Raw genomic sequence first — 22,854 nt, forward strand, 5'->3', positions numbered from 1 at the left:
AGATATTCCACTGTTCAAATTGCTTGCTAACTTTTGATGATGCAAAACTAAAAGAAGGAATAAATACCGACAATAACATATGCTACAAGATCGATAACAATCGTTACATAATAAATTTAGTATCGACAACAATACACAGATGTTACATAGATGTAACGAGCGTTATTCTTTTCCCAAATATTCGGTAGGTGTAATATTATACAAGGCTTTAAAACATTTGGAAAAGTATGCCGGAGAGGCGAAACCGGTAGCATAGGCTACTTCATTCACATTGTATGCCTTTTGTTGTAACATGGCGGCAGCCCGCTTCAACCGATAATTCCGCAAAAAGTCGGTAGGTGTTATTCCGGCCAGTTCTTTTACTTTCCGGTAGAGGTGTACCCGGGAAAGCCCGATCATCTCACTGGCTTTCTCTATACTGAAGTCGGAGTCTGCATACGACTCTTCTATCAGTTTCATGAACTTACTCATGAATAACTCATCCATACTTTCCACCTTTCCGAATTTCATATCCGAAGAACCGGACGATTGAAATTCCTGCGCAAGTGTATCCCGTAAGCGTGCCCGTTCTTCCAGCCGTTTAACGATACGCAATTTAACTTCTTCCATATTGAAAGGCTTCTGGATATATTCATCCGCCCCACTGGCTATCCCATACATACGCTGTTTATCGTCAGACAGGGCAGTAAGCAAGATTACAGGGATATGACTGAATGCGATATCTGATTTTATCTTCTTACATAACTCATATCCATTCATTTCCGGCATCATGATATCGCTCATAACCATAGAAACATCTTCTCTTTGTAATATTTCCCAAGCCTTTATCCCATTCTCGGCCAACAGAATGCGGAAGTTCTGTTTCAGTTCTTTCTGTAAGTATGCGCCAATATCAGGATCATCCTCAGCAATAAGAATAGTATAATCGTAAGTACGTTTTACAATCTCCTCCATTTCTTTCGTATCCAGATTGGCTACTCCACTGGACAGTTCGGTCACAGAAGGAGCAAATGTACAGGTTTCATCAAAATGAGATTTGCCTTTGGGGAGTTCGACGGTAAAGACTGTCAACTTACCGGGTGTACTTTGTACCTCGATATGTCCTTTATGCATACTGACAAATTCATAGGTAAGATGAAGACCTATGCCTGTTCCGGTTATATAATTCTGATCGCCGGTAAAGAATTGTTCAAATACGGAAGAAAGGTTTTCAGAAGGAATACCTATTCCATTATCTTCCACAGACAAAATCACATAACCTGCATGATCCTGCAAACGGATGGTCACAGTTCCCCCATCCGGGGTAAATTTAAAAGCATTTGACAACAGATTAGCTAATATCTTCTCCATTTTATCCGTATCCACCCAAAGAAGTACGGAAGGCATATCATGGTAAAAAGAATAGTTGATCTGTTTACTCTGTGCCATATTTTCAAAATAGGACTTTACCTCCTCAACAAAGGTTACCAGTTCGACTTGCGTAACACGCATATTCATTTTATTACTCTCCACCTTACGGAAGTCAAGCAGTTGATTGACTACACGCTTCAATCGTTCCGCATTCTTCCCGATAATATGGATATCATCGGTTAACGGCGAGTTCTCCGGCAGTTCTTTCGATAATTTATTCAGTGGCCCCAAAATAAGAGTTAGCGGTGTTTTTATTTCGTGGGACACATTGGTGAAAAATTGAAGTTTCCGGGCTGTTGCCTGTTCAATCTTACGATTGGCTATAGCCAGTTCCTCCTTTTGCTGTTCGACCTGGATATTCGTTTGTTTCAGTTCGTGATTCTTTCTTTGTACCTTTCGATTGATATGTACCACATACAAGGCTAACAGGATCAATAACCCCATCAGCAACAGAATCATTGCTACCGAGTTTTGCAGGAAACGGTATTGTGAAAAGATCTCATCCAGGTTATTACGTTGTTTCTCGATTTGTTCCTGATAGTTAGTCAACTGTTCAGACTGCAGGTACATGGTTCCGGCATTCCCCTTATCAATCAGGGCAGACGTCAGGGCGTATTTCTTGGATACGAATTGACCGGTCAATATCTGCCAGGCCACTTTGATTGCCGTACTTCCTCCTGTCGGATACAGGAACGAAGCCGTTAAATATCCATTCCTGACAGCTTCTATTCCATGCCCCACACCCGGTAACGCATCTATACCGATAAACTTGATCCTCTCTCCTGCCTTCGGGTCTTTTGTCATAATTACTTCCCTGGCAGCCATGGCCATCAGATCGTTATGAGCATAAACGATATCGATATCGTTAAACGACCCCAAGGCCGCAACATTAGTTTTTGTTTCTTCATTATGCCACCCCCCCATCACCTCTTTCAAGGTAATAACATCATTCCCTATCAATGCATCGACAAATCCCTGGTGACGTTCGCGGGCAGAAGAAGAGCCTTTCCTCCCCCACACTTCCACAATTGTTGTCTTTTCTTTCAGTAATGAATTTACAAACAAGGCAGCAGAGCGTCCGATTTCATAATTATCCGCTCCAATAAACGCTGTGTATTCATTCGATTCAATCTTCCGGTCGATGATAATTGTGGGTATTCCGGCCCGAAATGCTTCAACGGCAATCGGTGTCAGAGGTTTGGATTCATTTGGAGATATAATGAGAAGATCTACCTTTTGTTTGATAAACTTCTGAATATCGGCAATCTGTCTCTCGTTATCTTCCGCAGCATCTTTTATTTTTAATTTCAGGTTAGGATAATCGGAGGCTTTCACCTGCAAATCCAGTAACATAGCCTTTTGCCAAGGATCGTTGCTGAAACATTGTGAGACTCCTATGACATAGGTCTTTTCCTTTTCTTCCCGCTTACAAGATAAGACCAGGGAGAGAAGAAAAATCACAAAGCAGAAACGATGAATAAAAGACCTCATGTATATGTTGATTTTTAGGTTCTGCACAAATGTAAGGATTATCAGTATAACAACCAAGATTTATTTTGTACATTCGTAGCTCAAAATAAAACTTATACGACATGAAAATAATTAATGAACAGCTACTTGACGAAACAACAGCCAGAGCAAAACAATCACCCCGGCTGCGCATGAATTATAATTTTCATGAAAAGCTGGACGATCCGGTCAACCGACTGTTAAACGCAATGGAACCGGAAACCTATATTCGCCCGCATCGTCATCTCAACCCTAATAAGGATGAAATATTCCTGCTTCTCCGTGGCAAAGCAATGCTTTTCCTTTTTGACGAAAAGGGAAACATTACCGAAAAGCTGTTACTCGATCCAAAGGCCGGATCGTATGGTGCGGAGATCGCCCCGGGTATATGGCATTGCCTGCTTGTTCTGGAGTCGGGTACTGTCGTCTATGAAGTGAAACCAGGGCCTTTTGCTCCCTTACACCCGGAAAACATGGCTCCATGGAGCCCGGAACCGGATGATGAAACAGGTATCAGGAAATACTTGGATTATCTGTCATCCCAAATAAAGATATAACATCATGAAACATATACTTATAATTCTCCTATCCTGTTGCTTGCTGATATCTGCATCTGTTTCTGCTACCAATCCGGATGAAGATACCTATCCAACTGCAGAAAGGCTTTTTCATATCGCCCGCAGTACCAATAAAAACTTAGTTTGCTATGACATTAATCTGGAGAATGGTAAGCTAAATACTAAATCACCGCTTAATGTCTACTGGGTGAACCGTGAAGAACGTCCGGGAGAAACAAACGGATTAAGTTATTTCCAACGTAAGATGGCTTACGGATATAAACTTGTATCGACAGGAGACGATTCGGCCGAAGTTACATTAAGTGCCTATCCTGCTAAAGTACTAACTATTTGCAGGAAGGATGGCGAATATATTTGTCTGGCTACTATCGACAACCAACAGGCAAAACTCGAATCGCTCTATGTCAAAACAAAACCAAGCAATCCGCTAGGAGTCGAATATGTAGAACTGCAAGGAATAGCGACAGACACTGGAACAAAAGTGACCGAAAGGATAAAGAAATAAAAGAAAGCGGATATGTCAGCTATTTGAACTGCATATCCGCTTTTCTATTTATAAAATATAATTTACTTATTCTTTTATACCAATTTATGAATAACCAGTCCCGAACGTAGTTTGGGTTCAAACCAGGTTGTCTTAGGAGGCATGATATTACCGGTATCGGCTATATCCATCAATTGTTTCATAGTGACGGGATAGAGAGCCAGGGCTACTTTCATTTCTCCACTGTCTACACGGCGTTTCAATTCGCCCAAGCCACGGATACCACCTACGAAGTCAATTCGTTTATCTGAGCGTAAGTCCTTAATACCAAGCACTTCATCCAGTATTAAATTGGAAGAAATCGTAACGTCAAGCACACCGATCGGATCATTGTCGTTGTATGTTCCCGGTTTAGCTGTCAGGGAATACCATTTACCTCCCAAATAGAGAGAGAAGTTATGCAATCCTGTCGGTTTATAGATCTCCGTACCTTTATCTTCTACTGTAAAGTTTGTAGCCACTTTTGCCAGAAACTCTTCTTCCGTAAGTCCGTTCAGGTCTTTGACAACACGGTTATAGTCGATAATAGTCAACTGATTAGCCGGGAAACAAACAGCCATGAAGTAGTTATATTCCTCATCTCCACGATGATTCGGGTTTTGCTTCGCTTTCTCCGCTCCTACCAAAGCTGCCGCTGCCGAACGGTGATGACCATCAGCTATATACAATGAAGGCATCGCTTCAAATAATTCGGTGATACGAGCAATATCTTTATCTTCGTCAATGATCCAGAAAGTATGGCCAAACCCATCCAATTCTGCCACGAAGTCATATTCCGGAGCATTCGCCGTATATTTCTTTACGATAGCATCCAGTTCCGAATTGTCAGGATAAGCAAAAAATACCGGTTCGATATTGGCATTATTCACACGAACATGCTTCATACGGTCTTCTTCTTTATCACGACGGGTCAATTCATGTTTCTTGATATTACCTTTCAGATAATCATCTACATAAGCACATACAACCAGGCCATACTGTGTACGTCCGTTCATAGTCTGTGCATATACATAATATTGTTCCTTCTGATCCTGAACCAACCAACCTTTCTCCTGAAACAACCGGAAGTTTTCAGCAGCCTTTTCATAAACAGCCGGATCATGTTCGTCTGTTCCTACCGGAAAATCTATTTCCGGCTTAATAATATGATATAATGACTTTTCGTTTCCTTTTGCTTCTTCACGTGCTTCTTCTGAATTCAATACATCATAAGGGCGTGAAGCGACTTCTTTTATTAAATCTTTCGGCGGACGGATGCCTTTAAAAGGTTTTATCTTTGCCATAATGTTGCGGATTTATTTATTAACTCTGAACTTCTCGTTACCATTCTGAATGAAATCCACGATTTGTTTTGCAGCAGCAATACCGGCATTGATATTTGCTTCGGAAGTCTGTGCACCCATCTTTTTAGGAGTAGCAAAGTAACGATCCGGATATTTGGCAGCCAGATCTGCATCGATAGCAGGCTTAATATCTGTAATATACTTAAAGTCAGGACGTTCTTCCATCATCTTGCTCAAACCTGCTTCGTCAATCACTTCTTTACGGGCTGTATTGATAACAATAGCCCCTTTAGGCATAGAGTTCATCAATTCAAAATTGATAGAACCTTTTGTTTCAGCCGTTGCCGGGATATGAAGAGAAACGATCTGACAGGTTTTGAACAAGTCGGCAGTAGAAGCAACCGCTTTGACACCATCTTTTTCAATTACCTCTGCCGGACAGAATGCATCATAAGCATATACATCCATACCAAATCCTTTGGCAACGCGGGCTACATTGCGTCCGACATTACCATAGGCCAGGATACCGAGCTTTTTACCCATCAGTTCTGTACCGGAAGTTCCGTTATAGAAATTTCTGACAGCATAAACCAACATACCGAAAACAAGTTCAGCCACGGCATTGGAATTCTGTCCTGGAGTATTCATTACACATACATTATGAGCCGTAGCAGCAGCCAGGTCTACATTGTCGTAACCGGCACCGGCACGAACAACGATCTTCAGTTCTTTAGCAGCATCCAACACAGGAGCATCGATAATATCACTGCGGATAATAACTGCATTCGCATCTTTTACAGCATCCAGTAATTGGGCTTTATCCGTATACTTTTCCAGAAGAGCCAGCTCGTAACCTGCTGCTTCCACCACTTCACGGATACCTTTCACTGCTATCGCAGCGAAAGGTTTATCTGTAGCAACTAATACCTTTGTCATGATTAATGCTGTTTTTCAAATTCTTTCATTGTAGCAACCAAAGCTTCCACGCTGGCCTTAGGCATCGCGTTATAAAGAGAGGCACGGAATCCGCCAACTGAACGGTGTCCTTTAATACCTACCATACCGGCAGCTGAAGCGAATTTACTGAATTCATCTTCCAGTTCTTTATATTCGTCGTTCATTACGAAGCAAACGTTCATAATAGAACGGTCTTCTACAGCGGCAGTACCTTTGAATAATTTATTACGGTCAATTTCATCATAAAGGATAGCTGCTTTTTCAAGGTTCATCTTTTCGATAGCAGCTACACCGCCCAGTTCCTTATACCATTTCAATGTTTGCAGAGCTGCAAAAATAGGGAATACAGGAGGCGTATTGAACATAGAATCTTTCTTGATGTGCGTATTGTAATTCAGCATTGTAGGGATAGCACGATCTACATGACCCAAAGCATCCGTACGCACAATAGCCAATGTTACACCTGCAGGAGCCAGGTTCTTCTGGGCACCGGCATAAATAATATCATATTTGGATATATCGATCGGACGAGAGAAAATGTCGGAAGACATATCAGATACCAAACGAACCTTCATATCCGGATCGTAACGCATTTCCGTACCATAGATCGTATTATTGGATGTAAAATGGAAATAATCCGAATCTTCAGCAACCTGATAACCTTTCGGGATAAAAGTATAGTTTGCATCTTTTGAAGAAGCGACAACGTCTACTTCTCCGAACAACTTAGCTTCTTTGATCGCATTAGAGGCCCATGTTCCCGTATCCAGATAAGAAGCTTTCTTATTCAGCAAGTTGAAAGGAACCATACAGAACTGCATGCTGGCACCACCGCCCAGAAATACAACCTCGTAACCAGCCGGAACATCCAGAAGTTCTTTAATCAATGCTCTGGCTTCGTCGTTTACTGCAACAAATTCTTTACCTCTATGAGATACTTCAAGAATCGATAACCCTGTACCCGCGAAATTTTCAACAGCTGCTGCTGCATTTTTAATCGTGTATTCGCTCAGAATAGAAGGTCCTGCAGAAAAATTGTGCTTCTTCATATCAATTTCTTTTTAATGTTATATATTATTTAAGTAACGTGTTTTTTAAAACAGGCGGCTAATGTACGAATTTAATTGAAATGAAGAAATCAAAAAGTATAAATTATTAGCAAAAAGCAACATTTACTTCTTTTCTAACATCTTTTATACAGCAGTTCTTCCTTTTTCAATTATTAATTGTCAATTATCAAAACCGGTCTCCCCATAGCTTTTTCATTTGCTCGACCAGTTTTTGTTCCGCCGGATTATTCTGTCCTTTCCAGAAGCGTTGATTAAGCACTTCTTTAGGCAAATACTCCTGTTTAACAAAGTTATCTTTATAATCATGAGCATATTTATACTCTTTGCCATAATCCAACTCTTTCATCAAAGCTGTCGGTGCATTACGCAGATGAAGCGGGACAGGCAGGTTACCGGTACGTTCCACCAATGCCAGCGCATCATTTATTGCCATATAAGCCGAATTACTTTTAGGGCTACTAGCCAGATAAACAGTCGTCTCCGCCAAGATGATCCGTCCTTCAGGCCAACCGATTTTCTTCAAAGCATCAAAACAGGCATTTGCCAATAACAGGGCATTCGGATTAGCCAGGCCGATATCTTCGGCTGCTGAAATCACAAGTCGCCGGGCGATGAACTCCGGATCCTCCCCTCCTGCCACCATACGGGCCAGCCAATAAATAGCACCGTCAGGATCACTTCCCCGAATTGATTTGATAAAAGCAGAAATTATATCATAATGCATTTCACCGCCTTTATCATAAGCAGCCGGATTCTCCTGCAAACGCTCTACAACCCTTTCATCGGTTATTTCTATCTTATCCGTCTCTTCGGCAGAGACAACCAACTCCAGGATATTCAGAAGCTTTCTGGCATCACCACCGGAATAGCGCAACATGGCATCCGTCTCTTTCAACTGGATATCTTTCTCCTTCAGTATAATGTCTTCTTTGACTGCTTTATTCAATAATGTAAGCAAATCGCTTTTATCCAGCGACTTCAGAACATATACCTGACATCTGGATAATAACGGACGAATAACTTCAAAAGAAGGATTCTCCGTCGTTGCTCCAATCAACGTTACAACTCCCGTTTCTACAGCATTCAACAAGGAATCCTGCTGGGATTTACTGAAACGATGTATTTCATCAATAAATAAAATCGGAGATACGGTATTGAAAAAGCGATTTCCTTTTGCTTTTTCTATTACATCACGTACATCCTTCACCCCCGAACTGATCGCACTCAAAGTATAGAAAGGGGCTTCCAGTTTATTGGAAATGATTTGTGCCAACGTCGTCTTTCCTACTCCCGGAGGTCCCCAAAGAATAAATGAGGGTATACGTCCTGCATCAATCATTTTCCTTAATACAGCTCCTTGTCCAACAAGGTGTTTTTGTCCGATATAATCATCCAACGTCTTTGGACGTAATCTTTCTGCTAAAGGTTGACTCATCATGCAGACAAAAGTCGGATATTTTATTTACTTTTCAAAGCATAAATACCGTAAAAATATAAAGGAATTCTAATGTTTGAAAGCAGTATTTTATAACAAAAAGCAAGACACATCACATACACACCCAGACATCCCCGGACATAATGTATCATTTTGTCAGCACGCATTAGAGAACACAGAAAAATCCATAGTGCATTTCCTACGTTCCCTAATGCCATTTTCGTATAATTATTTAAGGCCTGTCAAGCTGGAAAGGTCACGCACAACCGTCATATCCATAATATTACTATATATTTCTGTTGTTCGTACGCTTTTATGCCCCAGAAGTTTCTGCACAGTTGTTATATTTGCTCCATTATATAACAATAATGTAGCATTCGTATGTCTAGCTGTGTGGAATGAAACCTTCTTATCTATATTAGCCATCTTACAAAGTCTGCGGATCTGCTTGTTTACATTCGAATTGGAAGAAGCCGGCATATCAAACAAAGTCCACGGACTGTTCTTGTATCGATCATAGATGGGCAACGCTTTCCCGTCAAACAGTAAAAACAAAGGTAAACGTACATTCACATCTGTTTTAACAGAAGAATAGATCAACCATATTTTATCGTCAATACAAAGAAAATTATCTCTTGTTATACTCACTATATCCGAAAAACGGAGTCCGGTATAACAACTAAACAGAAACATATCCAAAGTCCGCTGAAGCGTACGCCGCCCTTTCAGGTTAAGACTCTCCAGTTGCCCCAGTTCTTCCGGAGTAAGATGAGATCTTTTACTTTCCATATATTTGATCTTGTATTTACGGAAAGGGTACCGATGCAAATCGAATAAATCTTTATTGATCGCCAGATTGATATAACGTTTCAGATGTTTCATATGTTTGGCGATCGTATTCCGATGGTACTTATTTTCCAATAGATAGTGCTCGAAATCGCAAAGAAAATTATAACTTAAGTCGTTAAAACTAACTTCTGCCTGGTAAGATGAAAGAACCTGCAATGTTGAAAAATGATTTTTCATCGTTGACGGTTTCAGATTACTCTGTTTAATCTCATTTAGCATAAACAGAGAAAAAGAAGTCTGACCAGTCTCAGGTTTCTCTTTCAGATCATTCAAAGAAAATTCCTTGCCACTATGGACTACTTCAAGTTCCAGTTGTTCCAATTCCGCAATAAAATTAGACAGATACTGATTCAGAGACTCCATATTCGGATGATTCTTTACAGCTTTTCTCTTTGCGTCCCACTGATAAGGCTTAATATAAACCTTTGTTGAAAAATACTTCTTCTGCTTGTTCAGATAGGCCTCTACCTGAATCAAAGCTTTCCCTTCTGAGTTTAACAGTTTCTTACGGTTAAACACCAAGTTGTAAATTACTTTTTCCATGATATATATTTTATTTTCTGAATGAAACACGAAGGAACGATAATAAGTTCTTTCTTTCGTATAAGACAAACTAAAAGTTTGTTATCACATATTTACCGGAGTTCCGACAAAATTAGGCATAATGCTCCGACCTACCTTAAAAAACAACCGATTCTGATGCTGCTGCTCTTCTTTTCGGTTACAAAGATAAAAGAGACTTACCAATCATAAAAAACAAAAAACAAGAAGAGACTACCCAAAAAGGAAACTAAAATTCACAAAAAACGTAATTGGTTCAGAAAGTGAAACATAGAGAAATTATTTTTTTATTGATAGAAAGAAAAAAATATAGAAAGTGCTCTTTACAGACAGACGAAATCAGAATCAAACTAACACTATTGTAGCCGATTCCCTAAAATATAAATACCCGATAAAGATCAACTGGACCTTATCGGGTATTTATTTATCTATCCATACCCCAGATACATAAAACTTCACTGGGTAAGATTGTACTGAATTTATTAGGTGAAAACTTAATGTTCACCCTCTTCTATATAAAACTATAATACATATCTATATTATACTGTAGGATTCGGTGCCGCCGGATTATTATCGGCATCCGAAATACTTCCATTAGACTCAATTTCGCCCTGAGGAATACGATAGATCATAATCTGAGATTCCGGCTCCAATCTGTATTGAATAACAGGTTCGTAGTTCGTACCTTTACGATCGATCGGTTTTTTCAGACGCAAGATATCGAACAAGGCAAAACCTTCACCCCAAAGTTCCACACGACGCTGCATCCAGATTTCATCCTGCATTTCCTGAGCCGAAGTAGCCTTACAGGTATAAGACGGATCACGATAAGTCTGCACAAAACTCTCCAACGTTGATTTAGCCTGCGACAAGTTTCCGCTCATAGCCTCACCTTCCGCCTTGATGTAAATCATTTCTTCTACACGCATCAGAGGCCAGTCCTGAGAGTTTGTTGTATTAGCCATTACATCCTGGTAAGGGCCGAACTTCACATTTACATAAGGAGTCAGACCAAAATAATCGATGACAGACTCTCCTCCGACAGTCGCATTCGCAACTAATGCGGAAGTTGTATCCGGAGAGATAAACCACTGTTTGCGGATATCGGTATCAGAGATCTGGTTGTACAATTTGTCAGTAATATAACGCCAGGCACCGACTAAAGTCGTATATCCGTTGCCGGTTAACGAACTCAAGTGAGAAGGCCAGTTAATAATACCCGTAGTTACCACATCGTTATCCGGAGAAATCAAAACTCCCCACAACCAGGAACTAGCTGCTGCTGAGTTGAATGTCGGTTTCGAAACCTCAGCCAATGTTTGAGGACTACCGCCGGCAATTGCTTTTTCTGCATCTTTAGCTGCATCCGCCCATTTTTGCATCACCAAATTAGCACGAGCGCGTAGACCGTAAGCTACAGCTTCGTCAATCTGGTCTTTGTTCGTACCATTATCATTACCTGCCAGTAATTCGATCGCCTGATTCAAGTCGCTCATGATCTGGTCATAAACCTGCTGAACAGTAGCACGCGGATTATTCTGCAGCTCTTCTTCCGTCATTTTTTCAGTAACGATCGGCACACAAGGTTCATTTTCATGCCCTGCGTATGTAAACTGATAAGTCTGAGCCAGATTCAGATAATCGTAAGCACGTGCAGCAAACGCCTGTCCGCGATAAACCTTCATAGAAGCATCGTCGGAACCTTCCGTCAATGTCAATACATTGTTGGCAGCCTTCATGTGGTTATAGAATATTTTCCAGATCAATTCATCGGTTGTACTGGTATAAACACGGTCGGAATAATTCTGGGCACCGTTAAACCAGTTATATCCGGTTGTCGTCGACGGCATATCCTGACCGCTTTGCTCATAGAGCATAGCAATCGCAGGTACACCATAATCATTATGATAAGTTGTAGCATCATCGGAAATCGTCCCGTACATATTCAACTGAGCAGCCATCGCATTTACTTCTGCTGTAATCAAATTCGGTCTTTTATCGATAACGTCTTCTTTTTGGTCTCCAGCAACATACTGGCCTTCCGGAAACTTATCCAAATCGCAAGAGGCCAACGTCAAAGCGGCACTTGCAAACATTATATATTTACTTGTTAACTTCATATTAAATGCTATTTAACGAATTAGAAATTTAAAGAAACACCGCCGGAAATTGTACGGATCGGCGAATAAACGTTTTCCACTTCATCATAATCCTGACGAGGATCCAAACCTTTACGAGCTGTCCACAATGCAACGTTATCAGCTACAAAATACAAACGGACCCCTTCGATCTGTAATTTGCGCGTCCAGGATTTCGGCAGGGTATAACCGAATGTAATATTTTGCAAACTCAGATAATCGGAACTTGTCAACCAACGATCCTGTGTTATAGTATTTGTATACCGCTGGTCCTGTACATTCAAACGAGGAATATCCGTATTCTTATTTTCCGGAGTCCAGGCTCTCAATATATCTTCATGCCAGGCATCGCCTATTGCTTGTGAACTCATCAGCTGCGCATACGTGTTATCCATGATGCGTCCGCCCAATTGATAAGCAAAAGTGATCGAGAAGTCAAAACCGTAAGCTGTCAGACTGGTACCGAATCCACCATAAACCTTCGGGAGAATATCGCCCGATGCAAAACGATTGGAAGAAGCCACCGAATAAGTAGTAGTCGTTGTCTTACCATTTTCATCCGGTTTCAGTAAAGCCCATGAGGGAGCGCCGGTTTCAGGATCCGGACCTACATATTTCGGTAAATACTTTTGGTACATAGATTCGCCTTCCCGATAAATACGGGAACCGTCGATCAGTTGTCCGTTCAACTCAGGAGCCAGTTTCAATACTTTATTTTTGAAATGAGTTAGGTTCAAATCCACATTCCAGGTCCAGTCTTTAGTATTGATGATGTTTGAATGCAAATCCAATTCTACACCCCGATTTACCATCGAACCGACATTCTCAGGATAGCGTGAATAACCCATTGAAGGAGCAACCGGCTTAAAATAAAGCATGTCTGTTGTTTTACGAGAGAAGTATTCGGCAGAACCGCTCAACTTACCACCCCAGAAAGTAAAATCGAATCCGGTATTGAAACTATGAGAGGTTTCCCAGGTGATATCTTTGTTTCCTTTATAATATAATGATGTAGAAAAATCACCATTGCTGTTCGCCAATGAATACTGGTCCTGATAAGGATAGTAATTACGAGTTAAACCGCCTTGATACATCAGATTATCATTTCCCTGAAGACCGTAGCTAATCTTGAACTTCAACATATCAATCCAACTCTGGTCGGCCAGGAAGGCTTCCTTGTTTATCAACCAACCGGCACCGACAGACCAGAAGTTACCCCAACGGTTATCCGGATCGAAAGCCGAAGAACCATCACGGCGGAAAGAAGCTGAACCGAAATATTTACCGTCATAATCGTACTGAACACGGAAAAGCCAACCTTCTGTCGCATAGTTTCTGGAATAACCGCTATTATTCTGGTTCAAAATACCATTGTTTAGTTCCGGCATATCCGGATTGTACAGCTTTTCACGGCTACCATACAAATAAGAATACTGGTAATTATAGTTTTCATGACCAGCCAGTACGTCCAGGTTATGAACCTCATTGAACGTCTTATTATAGGTCAGCAAATATTGCTGGTTCGTACTGAATGTACGCCGGGCCTCAGTACTGATAATACCTCCCACACCACTCGCTTCAGAATACTGTCCATAATATGGATTCACCAGGTTTCTCATCCGCACATTGTTTGCATCCACACCGATATTGATATTTGCTTTGATACCATCCCAAATATCGATTTCCGCAAACCATTTACCACTCAGCACATCACCGGCATAATTTCTCTTATCCAACATATAACTTGCTAACGGATTCGCATTCGGGATAACACCCTCACGAGAAAAATTCGTATCCGATCCGTAATCATATCTCTTGAAACCACGATCGTCGTACATAATATTGCCGGAAGCATCACGAACATACATAGGATAGATAGCTCCCATGATATTAGCTGAATAAAAAGCATTTCCATTTGAAGTACTACCTTCCGTATCTTGTTCACGGCTATCATAATGGGCAAATGACATATTTCCACCTAATTTCAACCAAGGCTTAACTTGATAATCAGCTTTTAAACGAGCAGAATAGCGCTTAAAGCCTGAGTTCGGAACAATTCCCTGGTCATTCAAATAGCCAGCTGACATATAATAGCTCATTTTGTCTGTTGCACCGCTTACATTCAAGTTGTATTCCTGACGGGCATTGTTTTCAAACAGTTCATCTGTCCAATTGTCAGGCGAATAATAATATGTACCGTCATTATAGCCTAATGTTGCATTCGGATTCAATTTTCCATCCATGCCGACCAATTGTTCACCGTTAGGAACAGTAAAGACCTGATATCCCAGATACTTACTTGAAAGCATTTGCTGATTGGCAAATGCATTGGCTGTTGCCAGATCACCAGCCGCAGTATACCCTTTTAAATCACCGTTATAAATAGCAGAATAAGCTAATTCATAAAATTTACCCGGATCAGTAACAACCTTATAAGAAGGAATACCACGTTTGTTTACACCCCACTTAGCATCAAAATTAATGCGGGCTTCACCGGTCTTTCCCTTTTTTGTTGTAACCAAAATAACTCCGTTAGCACCTCTGGCACCATACAAAGCATTTGAAGCTGCATCTTTCAATACAGTCATCGACTCAATATCAGAAGTACTGATTGCAGAGATTTCGCCATCATAAGGAACACCATCTACTACATATAACGGCTTGTTGCTGGCAGAAATAGAACCGATACCACGAATACGGACTTCTGCATCTTTACCCGGCTGACCGGTGTTACTTGTTATTTGCACACCAGCAACCTGACCAGCCAAAGCATTCGTCAAATTAGCAGCTTGGCGGGCTGCTATCTTCTCCGTTTTAATCGTTGCAGCAGAGCCAGTAAATGCACTTTTCTTGGCTGTACCATAAGCCACAACCATTACCTCATCAATCATCTGGCTATCAGACTCCAACAAAATATTCAACTTTGATTTAACAGAAACCTCTTGGCTTTTCATACCTACGTATGAAATTACCAGAGTCTTTGCAGAACTATGTTTTTACACAATGCGCTGATAACCAATATTATACATTGAAAAAAGAAATATATATCACTTAATAATACAATATTCAATTTGACTTTTGGCTTAAATTCATTTTCATTTATAAAGTTGATAATTAATAGATTAGCAATATTAGCAAATAAAAAGGTAAAAATTTGATATTCAATTTTTAATACCAAATTTCTACCTGAAAAATGAAATAATTAACATTTATTCGCCTGTAAGCAATATAGAAAAACTATTTGAATTCTTGTAAAAACTTTCGTACTGGGATTTGTTTAATTCCTTCATACGAACTTCCTTCTAACTCATCCATCGTGATAACCATTTTAGGATAATTATCTTTTATAGCTAAAAGATTTCCAAATTCCCGTTGGTGTGATTTTGGATCCATTACCGAATACGCCACCTGAACATATATCTTTTCTCCGTCTTTTTCTCCAACAAAATCTATCTCTTTTTCTCCATCCCTCCCGACTGACAAATCATATCCGTTGACCAAAAGGTGATGGCAAACAACATTTTCTAATACCTGCCCTATATCATTTGGTTTAAAAGGTCGAATCGCATGACGGATGCCCAAATCTTCAAAATAGTATTTTTCTCCTATCTGGAATTGTCGTTTCCCTTGAATATCAGAAGGACGTAGTCTTTTCACAAAATAAGCATTGTTAAGATAAGTCAGATACTCTAATATTGTTTTAGGAGGCAAATCGACACGCTGAGATTTAAGATATTCGCTTATTTTATTTGCAGAAAATAAATTTCCTATTGTATCAGCCAGATAGATGGTTAAGTCTTGCAATTGCCTGACATTTCTTATATTATATCTATTCACTACATCTTTCAGGATTATTGTATTATAAATACTTCTAAGATAATCAGAAATCAACAGTTCATTGAATGGCAGATTAATTAAATAAGGTAATCCTCCAAATTTATAGAACTTAGTAAAAGCGTCCGAACTATCTTCTAGTTTATGAAATTGCAAAAACTCATTGTAGGTGAGACTATATATTTTAAATTCAATGTAACGCCCGCTTAAATAGGTCGCTAATTCACCGGAGAGCATATTCGCATTGCTGCCTGTACAATATATATCATAGTCACCTTTCGCAAAAAAATGTCGCAATGCTTTTTCAAAGTTGGTAATATCCTGTACTTCATCAATAAACAAGAAACATTTATGAGCAGTCTTAGTATATTGCTCTGTCACATGGTTTATCAAATCAGAGTAATCTTTCAAATTATCAAATTCAAATAATTCCTTATTAATATAGATCAAATCGGAGGATGGGTATAGTTCGCGTATATAGTCCATCAATTGGAAAATAAGAAAACTTTTACCAACACGCCGCTGACCAGTCAATACCTTGATCATTTGTGTATTTATAAATGGCTTAATGCGGTCAAGATATAATTCTCTTTTATAAAACTCCGGTACTTTCATATTTTATTACTTATAAGTAAAACATTTATCAAAGATAATGTATTTATTTCTTATAAGAAACAAGCTGTGGTTAAATTGCTCAATAACATTCACAAAAAAGCCGCTCCTCAATGTGAAGTGAAGCGGCTCTTTATATTATCATCTATAATCTGGTTTAATAATTAGGGTTTTGTTGTAACTTTCCACCAGATACATTTATTTCAGTCATAGGCATAGGAAGAATCGTACGATAATCATCTGCCTTAATTTCTCCTGCAAACTTATTATTTACCGATTTTCCATTTCTCCAATAATCCCAGGCCGTATGCCCTTCTGTAAACAACTCAAGGCGTCTTTCCATTAATATATCATCTAATGTCACGGAGGTCACATCAGTATAATCAGTTATACGATTCTTACGGAGAGTGTTAATATATTGAGCAGCTTCTCCCGCATTACCTTCTTTCAATGCACATTCTGCAGCAATCAGATAAACTTCAGATAAACGGATCACTTTTGGGTTATTCACATAGATTTGTCCGTCACGTCCTTTATACTTTTGTGGATAGAATCCTGTATAACCATTATCAGACTCTTCTGCAATAAGCTGTGTTCTAATATCATTAGGACGAGCATCGAATTCGGCTTTAAAACTTTCTGTAAATGCACATTCTCCATAACCCTTTGCATGTGTATAATAACCTATAGAATTACGTTGGGCATTATAAATGGAAGTCGTTAGTATTTCAAACATAACTTCATTTGTCCCTTCTTTATCCCATACAGAAAGATATTCATCTATAGAGTAAAGTTTATAAGGAGAAGACGCTATTATTTCCTTACAATCATTCAATGCCTCAGCATATTTACCCAGATACAAATAAGCACGTGCACGAATACCTAAAGCAGCCCAATAATTTATATGTCCTTGCGCTTTATCCTTTGTCAGCATAGGAAGTGCTTTATTCAAATCACTGATTATAAAATCGTAGGTAGCTTGTAATGTTGCTCTTTCACCAATATAATTGGTCTCAAAAACATTATCAGACAATACGATTCCCAAGCCATTCATATCTCCCGAAGTCGGTAACTTAGCAAATAGTCGTGCCAGGTCAAAATGATATAAAGCACGCATTGCGTACAATTCCCCTTGAAGGTTAGCAATATCTCCTTCTAAATTCTCGGAAGCAGCTAAAACGCTGTTAATTCTAGCCAGAGACACATAGAATACTTTATAAAAACTGAATACCAAAGAGTGGTTTTTATCCAGTTGATAACGGTACATAGGACCAGCATGATTCACATCAGAGATTGACTGAAAATCGCTTCCACGCAAATCTGCGAATAAAGAGAAATCGCCACCGTAAGATCCTACTTCCGTGGCCTGATCTGCATAAATACCATTTACGGCATTCTGTAAATCATCTACTGAAGTAATCGCTTCATCTACCGGTAAGCTTGTTCCTGGAGTTTTTTCCAGCACATCGTTACAAGCTGCGGTCAACAGCATAAATGCTAAACTAACCAAATATATTTTTTTCATATTCATTATCTGTTTTACTTAGATTATAAAGTGATATTTACACCAAAGACAAAACTCTTGGTTGGAGGTGTATCCACCTGACGATAACCATTCAATGGAACATCAGGATCAACACGATCACATTTAGACCAGATCATAAATGGATTATTTGCACGGAAATAAACTCTCAGGTTATTGAAAATATTTTTCCAAACCGGGAGATTATAACCTAATGTTATCTCACGCATACGAATATTATCAGAAGATACGATTGTTCTGCTGGAGAAACGGTCCGTACGATAAGGATTTGCGTAAATAGGTTTCGGATAGTCCACTACGTCACCCGGATTTTTCCAATAGTTTCCGGCAACATCGTTTTCTATATTGAATGAACCTAAACGGAATCCATCATGGTGGAAGAAATATCCCGGATAATCGAACATATCGCCACCAAACTGATATGTGATCAGGAAAGATAAGTCAAAATCACGATATTTGAATGTATTGGTTAAACCACCGATCACATCAGGAATGGCTTTACCAACTATGCCTTTACCTGCTTCTGCATAATAATTGACAACACCTTGGCTGTGATCTTCAGGATCTTTCCAGTATTCACCTAAACCTGTTTCAGGGTTAACCCCTTTCCACTCCGGCAAATAGAAGGTATACATTGATTCGCCTTCACGATGCAGGTACATTTCACCATCTCCGTATTGGATATCTTTCCCTTCCGGAAGTTTATTAATCTTAACCTGCTGATAAGTCAGGTTGAAGTTTGTATCCCATGAGAAATCATGGTTCTTGATGTTTTGAGAGTTAACCTCTATTTCAAGCCCTGTGTTTTTCAACTCGCCTAAATTCTGCCAGTTGTTTTCAAAACCGGTAACAATAGATGCCGGAACTTCAAACAAAAGGTCTGTGGTCTTTTTATTATAATATTCAACTGTTAGATTTACACGTTGATACATGTTCCAGTCTAAACCGATGTTGAAGTTCTGAGATTTTTCCCAACCTAATTTACTGTTACCTGCCTGACTCCAATAAATAGCGGAAGAAGGACCATATCCGGAGCTGAATGAATACAAAGCCAAGTTTGCATAATAGTCACTAGGCAAGTTGCCATTCGTACCATAAGAAAGACGTAATTTCAGATCAGAGAACAAGTCGTTATCTTTCAAGAAATCTTTATTTATTCTCCAAGCACCTGATACAGACCAGAAGTTAGCCCAACGATTATCTGAACCCAAGCGAGAAGAACCATCACGACGGAAGCTGGCAGACAGATAATATTTGTTATCATAATTATAATTTGCTGTAGCCAGATAAGAAACCAAACCTGACTCATATACATTACTATAAGCATTATCAGGCTGACCATTACCCAACTCTGGTAATTTATCAGTTGAATATTGTTTAGCAGTAGCAATGATATTGGTCAATTGTTGATTTTCAACTTCAAAACCACCTAGCACATCAAATGAGTGTACATCATTCCACAAATTTGCATATCTCAATGTTGAAGAACTGGTCAAGTTACGGTTTTCATAATTATAACGTGAACCTAATCCTTTTACCGACTCTCCATCAACACTTGTCGGACTCCAATATTCAAAGTGTTTTGTATCTATAAAGTCATAACCTAAGATACTTTTGAAGGAAACCTTATCTGAGAATTTCACCTGAACATCTGCATTAGTTAAACTACGCATAGTTTTAGACTTGATCCACTGGTCATCGCCAAGCATTAAATGAGGGTTGGAGGCCGCTCCCCAACAAGCATTCTCATTATAAGATCCGTCAGGATTTTTAACCGGAGCAGTTGGATCAGCAGTGAATACCAAGCTAAGAGGAGAAGATGTACCGATTCCCTGCTCCTGACTTCCTTGGTCACGACCACCAGTTTGTTTTGAATAAGCGATAGATTGTTTTACGCCAAAACTCAACCAGTTATTAACTTGATGATCCAAATTTAAACGCCCACTTAAACGGTCAAAATCTGTACCGATCACAATACCTTCAGACTTATTATAGCCGAACCCTACATAGAATTGAGTCTTTTCAGCACCACCACTGATAGCAACCTGATGGTCTTGAGTCAAAGCAGTGCGATAAACCTCGTCTCTCCAATTAGTATTCGTTTTGCCAGAAGGATCATTAAAGAAAGAGGCCATATCACCTTCTGAATCAATAAGAGCGTATGCTTCGTCACGATTGCTTGCATCACCATTCAGAATGTAATAATTAGCAATAGCTTCTTTTCCATATTCAAGTATCTGGCTGGCATTCATCGGAACATACTGTTTTACAGCCATGTTAGACCACCCAACTTCACCAGTATAAGAAACTTTTGTTTTCCCCTTTTTACCGGATTTAGTTGTAATAATAATTACACCATTGGCGGCACGTGATCCATACAAAGAAGCAGCAGCAGCATCTTTCAACACTGTCATGTTCTCAATGTCATCCGGATTCAAAGAACTAAGGATGCTGGATGTTTTACCATAATAGCTCATATCGCTATCATTCTTGACAGGTACGCCATCTATTACATACAAAGGAGACTTTGACGCACTGATAGACCCAACACCACGGATGTTGATTTCACCTGGAGAACCTGGGTCACCGGTAGTAGTTGTTACACGTACACCTGTCAATTTACCTGTTAATGCTTTGTCCAAAGATTCTTTTGAACCAGATACGATTTCTTCAGCACTAACGGCTTTTGCAGAACCTGTAAAAGAGGCCTTTTTAGTTGTGCCATAAGCAACAACCATCACTTCCTCTAATGCCTGACTAGAGGTTTGTAAAAGCACTCTAATCTGGGGTTTAACAGAGACCTCCTGAGTTTCCATACCTACGTATGAAATCACCAGAGTCTTTGCAGAACTACGTTTGCTACTAAATAGCTATAAATCAATACTTTACAGCTTAATCGTAAACCTCTGTAAATCCAATAAATATCCCTATCCAAACAGTTGTTACTAATGAATTATTTTTTGTATCAATTGTAATTTAAGCTATAACAATTTATACTAAAAAAAGAAAGTAGAATTTGGGTAGCTAATTTGCATACTCAAATTCTACCAAAAAAGGAGGTGTTTATCGTAGTGAACCTGTATAAATATTTTTTATCCAATATTCAAAAACAGGATCCTGAAGTTCAGTTATATTTCCAGGTAAAATATCTATTAGATCTTTTTCCAATGTCGCCTTTCTTAAATTTTTTATATTCGCAGAAGTTCCTAATTTATATTTGGTAAGTATTTCTTTTGATGAAAAGTTAACAACACCATCTGCCACAGCCAATAAAAAGTTGATTTGCTTAGAAGTCAACGTATCAATGATATTTACAAAAAGAAGGCTTAGCTGACCTGTCAGGCCTAAAAATGCCTCTTCTATTATATCTTCGGTACATTTCTTTTTTGTACGTAGCCAAACTTGCTGGCTTAACTGTTGGACATAATACGGATGATCTTTCACCTTTGATGCTATTTTATCACATAAATCTTCCGAAATCTCTTTCCCAGTAGCGGCAAAACGGTTGGAAATAAATGTTATCCAATCTGTTCTGCCTATTTTATGCAAGAATAATATATCACCAAATTTGTAAAAAGGCATGCTATAATCATTGAAAATATCCAGCAACATGTGTCTTTTACTTCCATAAAGGCAATAACAAACTGAGGTTTGTTTTTGCCAATGGGCACGTAATTTACGCTGAAAAGCCAGAGAATCTTCATATTCGTTTATATTCTGAAATTCATCAATGCAAACAATAATTTTCTTACCCGTATCATTAGCTATCACCTGGGGTAAATCCAGTATCTCGTCATAACTTAACTTATTATCTTTAAAGTTAATGCCAAAAGATAATTCGTATGTTTGACTCGTGTCGGACATGGATATAACAGGAGCCATTCGTCCGAGATATTTCTTCACCCCAGAAACGAATTCTTCCCAGGCGGAAGTCGAGACTTTCAACAAAGCATTTGCTAAAGCGATATAAAATTCTTCTTCCGTGCGGCAATTGAAAATATCAACCTGGCAGATATAGTAATCTTTACTTGAATTGAGTAATATCTGTGCCGTTTTATTAACCAAAGACGTTTTTCCCCATCTGCGTGGAGAGATAATAACTGTGTTAACCAGACTGTTGAAGTTCTGAGTAAGTAACTTCACTTCCTGATCCCTGTCAGTGAAGTTCTCCTTATCTGCTATACGACCATAAACGAAGGGAGTATTCATACTTATCTTTACTTTTGATTCATACAAAAGTAAATGAAATATATCTAATCGCCAAGTTTGAAACCAATCGATTTCAAATCATCCTATTTCAAATGTTATAAACATGAAATCAATTTTATTGTGCGTTACCGTGATCTTTTTATAGAAATATCAAATTGACAAAATGTTATCTTATGTACCTGCTGGGAGAGTCGTGTAGAAAGGAAGGGATGATGGCTTGTTTTTATTCAATTGTAGAAGAGTTGACGATGTTGCAAATATTGCAGATACAGATGTATTGGCACCACTTTGATATGCTAAAGCCATAATATTTAATATTTTA

Annotated in this window: 12 protein-coding genes and 2 pseudogenes; 2 read left to right on the forward strand and 12 right to left on the reverse strand. The window is 39.1% G+C overall.

The genetic code is table 11. The annotated features are described in order from the left end of the window. Positions 1-162 precede the first annotated feature (162 nt). A complete protein-coding gene (locus BQ7394_RS07590; RefSeq protein WP_075556802.1) occupies positions 163-2,901 on the reverse strand; it encodes a substrate-binding domain-containing protein in 2,739 nt (912 codons plus the stop codon). A gap of 101 nt (positions 2,902-3,002) precedes the next feature. Between BQ7394_RS07590 and BQ7394_RS07595 the strand changes: the two genes are divergently transcribed. Continuing rightward, complete coding sequence (locus BQ7394_RS07595; protein ID WP_075556803.1) at positions 3,003-3,476, forward strand: WbuC family cupin fold metalloprotein; 474 nt, start codon at positions 3,003-3,005, stop codon at positions 3,474-3,476. A gap of 4 nt (positions 3,477-3,480) precedes the next feature. Continuing rightward, positions 3,481-4,002 carry a DUF4833 domain-containing protein gene (locus BQ7394_RS07600; RefSeq protein WP_075556804.1) on the forward strand — a complete coding sequence of 174 codons (522 nt, stop codon included), beginning with the start codon at positions 3,481-3,483 and terminating at the stop codon, positions 4,000-4,002. A 74-nt stretch (positions 4,003-4,076) separates the two neighbouring features. Here the strand turns inward: BQ7394_RS07600 and BQ7394_RS07605 are convergent, their stop codons facing one another. The 11 genes and pseudogenes from BQ7394_RS07605 to BQ7394_RS07660 all read right to left on the reverse strand — a co-directional run bounded on the left by BQ7394_RS07605 (position 4,077) and on the right by BQ7394_RS07660 (position 22,532). Then, a complete protein-coding gene (locus BQ7394_RS07605) occupies positions 4,077-5,324 on the reverse strand; it encodes a DUF1015 domain-containing protein (RefSeq protein WP_075556805.1) in 1,248 nt (415 codons plus the stop codon). Positions 5,325-5,336: 12 nt separating this feature from the next. After that, entirely contained in the window at positions 5,337-6,260 is a 924-nt protein-coding gene (locus BQ7394_RS07610; RefSeq protein ID WP_075556806.1) for an NAD(P)-dependent oxidoreductase, read from the reverse strand. 2 nt (positions 6,261-6,262) lie between these two features. Next, positions 6,263-7,330, reverse strand: a complete 1,068-nt coding sequence (serC, locus tag BQ7394_RS07615; RefSeq protein ID WP_075556807.1) for a 3-phosphoserine/phosphohydroxythreonine transaminase — start codon at positions 7,328-7,330, stop codon at positions 6,263-6,265. Between the two features lie 187 nt (positions 7,331-7,517). After that, entirely contained in the window at positions 7,518-8,789 is a 1,272-nt protein-coding gene (locus tag BQ7394_RS07620) for a replication-associated recombination protein A (RefSeq protein WP_075556808.1), read from the reverse strand. Between the two features lie 225 nt (positions 8,790-9,014). Further along, on the reverse strand, positions 9,015-10,178 hold the full coding sequence (locus BQ7394_RS07625) for a site-specific integrase (protein WP_075556914.1): 1,164 nt from the start codon (positions 10,176-10,178) through the stop codon (positions 9,015-9,017). 557 nt (positions 10,179-10,735) lie between these two features. Beyond that, entirely contained in the window at positions 10,736-12,316 is a 1,581-nt protein-coding gene (locus BQ7394_RS07630; RefSeq protein ID WP_075556809.1) for a RagB/SusD family nutrient uptake outer membrane protein, read from the reverse strand. Between the two features lie 20 nt (positions 12,317-12,336). Then, a pseudogene (locus BQ7394_RS07635) lies at positions 12,337-15,324 on the reverse strand (SusC/RagA family TonB-linked outer membrane protein); the annotation flags it as partial. Between the two features lie 247 nt (positions 15,325-15,571). Next, positions 15,572-16,783: an ATP-binding protein gene (locus BQ7394_RS07645; RefSeq protein WP_075556812.1), complete on the reverse strand. Its 1,212-nt coding sequence runs from the start codon at positions 16,781-16,783 to the stop codon at positions 15,572-15,574. 154 nt (positions 16,784-16,937) lie between these two features. Continuing rightward, positions 16,938-18,305, reverse strand: coding sequence for a RagB/SusD family nutrient uptake outer membrane protein (locus BQ7394_RS07650; protein ID WP_075556915.1), 1,368 nt, complete (start codon positions 18,303-18,305; stop codon positions 16,938-16,940). A 23-nt stretch (positions 18,306-18,328) separates the two neighbouring features. Continuing rightward, positions 18,329-21,178: pseudogene (locus BQ7394_RS07655) on the reverse strand (SusC/RagA family TonB-linked outer membrane protein); the annotation flags it as partial. A 208-nt stretch (positions 21,179-21,386) separates the two neighbouring features. Continuing rightward, positions 21,387-22,532: an AAA family ATPase gene (locus tag BQ7394_RS07660; protein WP_075556814.1), complete on the reverse strand. Its 1,146-nt coding sequence runs from the start codon at positions 22,530-22,532 to the stop codon at positions 21,387-21,389. Positions 22,533-22,854 lie beyond the last annotated feature (322 nt).

Source organism: Parabacteroides timonensis, assembly GCF_900128505.1.
Taxonomy (GTDB): Bacteria; Bacteroidota; Bacteroidia; order Bacteroidales; family Tannerellaceae; genus Parabacteroides; species Parabacteroides timonensis.

Bases quoted from the DNA above. Each gene is read 5' to 3' on its own strand.
- BQ7394_RS07590 (WP_075556802.1), bottom strand. From the start codon at position 2,901: ATGAGGTCTTTTATTCATCGTTTCTGCTTTGTGATTTTTCTTCTCTCC.
- BQ7394_RS07595 (WP_075556803.1), top strand. From the start codon at position 3,003: ATGAAAATAATTAATGAACAGCTACTTGACGAAACAACAGCCAGAGCA.
- BQ7394_RS07600 (WP_075556804.1), top strand. From the start codon at position 3,481: ATGAAACATATACTTATAATTCTCCTATCCTGTTGCTTGCTGATATCT.
- BQ7394_RS07605 (WP_075556805.1), bottom strand. From the start codon at position 5,324: ATGGCAAAGATAAAACCTTTTAAAGGCATCCGTCCGCCGAAAGATTTA.
- BQ7394_RS07610 (WP_075556806.1), bottom strand. From the start codon at position 6,260: ATGACAAAGGTATTAGTTGCTACAGATAAACCTTTCGCTGCGATAGCA.
- serC (WP_075556807.1), bottom strand. From the start codon at position 7,330: ATGAAGAAGCACAATTTTTCTGCAGGACCTTCTATTCTGAGCGAATAC.
- BQ7394_RS07620 (WP_075556808.1), bottom strand. From the start codon at position 8,789: ATGATGAGTCAACCTTTAGCAGAAAGATTACGTCCAAAGACGTTGGAT.
- BQ7394_RS07625 (WP_075556914.1), bottom strand. From the start codon at position 10,178: ATGGAAAAAGTAATTTACAACTTGGTGTTTAACCGTAAGAAACTGTTA.
- BQ7394_RS07630 (WP_075556809.1), bottom strand. From the start codon at position 12,316: ATGAAGTTAACAAGTAAATATATAATGTTTGCAAGTGCCGCTTTGACG.
- BQ7394_RS07645 (WP_075556812.1), bottom strand. From the start codon at position 16,783: ATGAAAGTACCGGAGTTTTATAAAAGAGAATTATATCTTGACCGCATT.
- BQ7394_RS07650 (WP_075556915.1), bottom strand. From the start codon at position 18,305: ATGAAAAAAATATATTTGGTTAGTTTAGCATTTATGCTGTTGACCGCA.
- BQ7394_RS07660 (WP_075556814.1), bottom strand. From the start codon at position 22,532: ATGAATACTCCCTTCGTTTATGGTCGTATAGCAGATAAGGAGAACTTC.